The organism is Methylobacterium segetis (assembly GCF_004348265.1).
In the GTDB taxonomy this organism is placed as follows: Bacteria; Pseudomonadota; Alphaproteobacteria; order Rhizobiales; family Beijerinckiaceae; genus Methylobacterium; species Methylobacterium segetis.
In genome coordinates, this window is record NZ_SMNT01000213.1 from 1 (window position 1) to 2,493 (window position 2,493).

Consider the following 2,493-nt stretch of genomic DNA (forward strand, 5'->3'; position numbering starts at 1 on the left):
AGGCCGCGGGGCCTGCCCGCTCTGAGGCCGCGAGCCCGCTCCGGCGCTTCGGCGCCTGCAGGCGGGGCGCCTCGGCGGTCGAGTTCGCGCTCCTCGCCTGGCCGCTAATCGGCCTCGTCCTCGGCATCCTCCAGTACGTCGTCGTCGAGTATGCGGGGGTTCTCCTCAGCGACCGGCTCCATATCTCCGCCGGCAAGCCGGAGACCGAGCTCCTGCTCGGCGACCGGGCGGCCTACCGGGCGCTCGTGTGCGGGAAGATCGTGGTCGTGCCCTCGGCGACCTGCCGGGCGCGGCTCGTCCTCGAACTGGCGCCGCTCTCCGCGGGGCCCACGGCGCCGACGCCGGTCACGGGCGCCACCTTCTCGGCGGGCCTGCCGAAGGAGGTCATGCTGCTGCGCGCGGCCCTGCCGATCCCGATCGTCATCCCCTTCGTCCCGGCGGTCACGGTGCGATCCTCCGTGGTCTACCGGAGGACGTGATGGGCGCGCGGCGGACGGGTTGGCGCGCCGGCCTCGCGAGCCGGGAGGGGGGGCTCGCGGTCGAGTTCGCGCTGCTGGCCTCGATCATCCTCCTCGTGTTCGGCGGCCTGATCGACCTCGTCAGCCTCGTCGCGAAGACGCGGGAGATGGAGCGGTCCTCGACCCACGTCGCGGCGATCCTGACGAGCTGCCCGCGCCAGGGCAGCGACGGGTGCCTGAACCGGACGATGCAGGATTACCGCGACCGGAAGGCGAACGCGCTCCTCGGCCTGCCCGCCTCGGCCACGGTCGGCATCGCGCAGATCTCCCGGGTCCGGGGGGCGCTCAACGTCTGCTCCGGCCCCATGACCTATCTCGAGACCGAGGTGGCCGCGCGGGCGCTGTCCGTGCTCGCGGACGGGGACACCGCGATCGTCGTCGTGATCCAGTCGGATCACCGGACGCTCCTGCCCGGCATCGCGCGCCTGTTCATGAGCCGGACCGACAGGACGCTGCGCCGGTGGACGATCTCCGTCTACGACAGCCAGGCGGTGAGCTGCGGCGTGTCGTGACGCGACGGCGCGGTCACACCCGCGCGGCCGGCTGGCTCGGGTCGACGAGGTAGCCGAGGCCGCGCACGGTCTGGATCAGGTCGACGGCGAGCTTCTTGCGCAGGCGCCCGACGAAGACCTCGATCGTGTTGGAATCCCGGTCGAAATCCTGGTCGTAGAGGTGCTCCGTCAGCTCGGCGCGGGAGACCACGCGCCCGGTATGGTGCATCAGGTAGGAGAGCAGCCGGTACTCGTGGCTCGTGAGCTTGACCGGGTTGCCGTCGACGAAGACCCGGCCGGAGCGGGTGTCGAGGGTGACGGGGCCGCAGGTGATCTGGCTGGTGGCGTGGCCGGCGGTGCGGCGCAGGAGCGCGCGCACCCGCGCCATCAGCTCCTCCATGTGGAAGGGCTTCGTCACGTAATCGTCCGCGCCCGCGTCGAACCCGTCGACCTTGTCCGACCAGCGGTCTCGGGCGGTGAGGATGATGACGGGGGTCTTGATGCCGGCCCGGCGCCATTTCTGCAGCACGCTGACGCCGTCCGCCTTGGGCAGGCCCATGTCGAGGATGATCGCGTCGTAGGGCTCGTTCTCGCCGAGATAGCCGCCCTCCTCCCCGTCGAAGGCCTTGTCGGCGACGTAGCCGGCCTCCTCCAGGGCGTTGACCACCTGCCGGTTGATGTCCCGGTCATCCTCCACGACGAGCAGACGCACCTTGGCTCACTCCGTTGTCTAGTACTGCCCGGCGACCTGCCCGGTCTTGGCGTCGACCATGACGTGCACGAAGTGCCCGTCCCGGCGCAAGGCGGTCAGCATGTAGACGAGGCCGTCCTCGTGACGGCACAGGCTCGCGCGCTGGATTTCCGCCCGCGGGATCACGGTGCGGGCGGCGCGGATCGCCGCCACGGGCTCGATCACCCGGCGCTCGGCCACCGCCTCGCGCAGGTCCGCCGGGGCGAGGCAGTTCTCGCTGCGGGGCGGGGGCGCGCTCTGCACCGCGTTGAGGCGGGCGGCGGGCTGGTTCGTCTCCTCGGCGAGCGTGCCGAGATCGCCCGCGGCGACGGCCGCGAGCGTCAGGCAGGCTGCGAGGAGGGCGAGGGCGTAGCGCATGGGCAGGGAATCTCGGCCCCGGGCACTGAATAGCCCCTGAATACCCGCGCGCCCAGCCCGCCACGATTGCGCGCGCGGCTCGGGTTGCGGGGACGGGGCGGAGGCGGGCTCGGGACGCGACGATCTCATGGGCTGCTACGGGGTTCCGGCAGGTCTTACGGCCGAGGCGGCGTCCGGTTCCCGACGGGCCTGTGGGATGTCAGGGATCGGCCGGGCAGGTCTGCGCGCGGCGTTCGAGGCTCGCCCGCAGCACCGTGCGGATGAGGCCGTGGCGCTCGACCTCATCGAGGGCCGCGCTCCGCAGCGCCGCGGCGGAGAGTTCGAACCCGCGCCGCGCCGCGCGCAGGCGCCGGGCGGCCCGGTCGGCGCGCCGGGC

General features: G+C 72.6%; 4 protein-coding genes. 2 read left to right on the forward strand and 2 right to left on the reverse strand.

Annotation, left to right across the window (positions count from 1 at the left end):
- Positions 1-479: TadE/TadG family type IV pilus assembly protein (locus tag E1J50_RS26035; protein WP_207919307.1), on the forward strand; the 479-nt coding region annotated here is incomplete at its 5' end.
- Positions 479-1,030 carry a hypothetical protein gene (locus tag E1J50_RS26040; RefSeq protein ID WP_132257144.1) on the forward strand — a complete coding sequence of 184 codons (552 nt, stop codon included), beginning with the start codon at positions 479-481 and terminating at the stop codon, positions 1,028-1,030. The genes E1J50_RS26035 and E1J50_RS26040, both read left to right, overlap by 1 nt.
- 13 nt (positions 1,031-1,043) lie before the next feature.
- Here the strand turns inward: E1J50_RS26040 and E1J50_RS26045 are convergent, their stop codons facing one another.
- Together E1J50_RS26045 and E1J50_RS26050 are read right to left on the reverse strand one after the other, a co-directional pair.
- Entirely contained in the window at positions 1,044-1,721 is a 678-nt protein-coding gene (locus E1J50_RS26045; protein ID WP_132257147.1) for a response regulator transcription factor, read from the reverse strand.
- An 18-nt stretch (positions 1,722-1,739) separates the two neighbouring features.
- Positions 1,740-2,117, reverse strand: coding sequence for a PepSY domain-containing protein (locus tag E1J50_RS26050; RefSeq protein ID WP_132257149.1), 378 nt, complete (start codon positions 2,115-2,117; stop codon positions 1,740-1,742).
- Positions 2,118-2,493 lie beyond the last annotated feature (376 nt).

Bases quoted from the DNA above. Each gene is read 5' to 3' on its own strand.
- E1J50_RS26050 (WP_132257149.1), bottom strand. From the start codon at position 2,117: ATGCGCTACGCCCTCGCCCTCCTCGCAGCCTGCCTGACGCTCGCGGCC.
- E1J50_RS26040 (WP_132257144.1), top strand. From the start codon at position 479: ATGGGCGCGCGGCGGACGGGTTGGCGCGCCGGCCTCGCGAGCCGGGAG.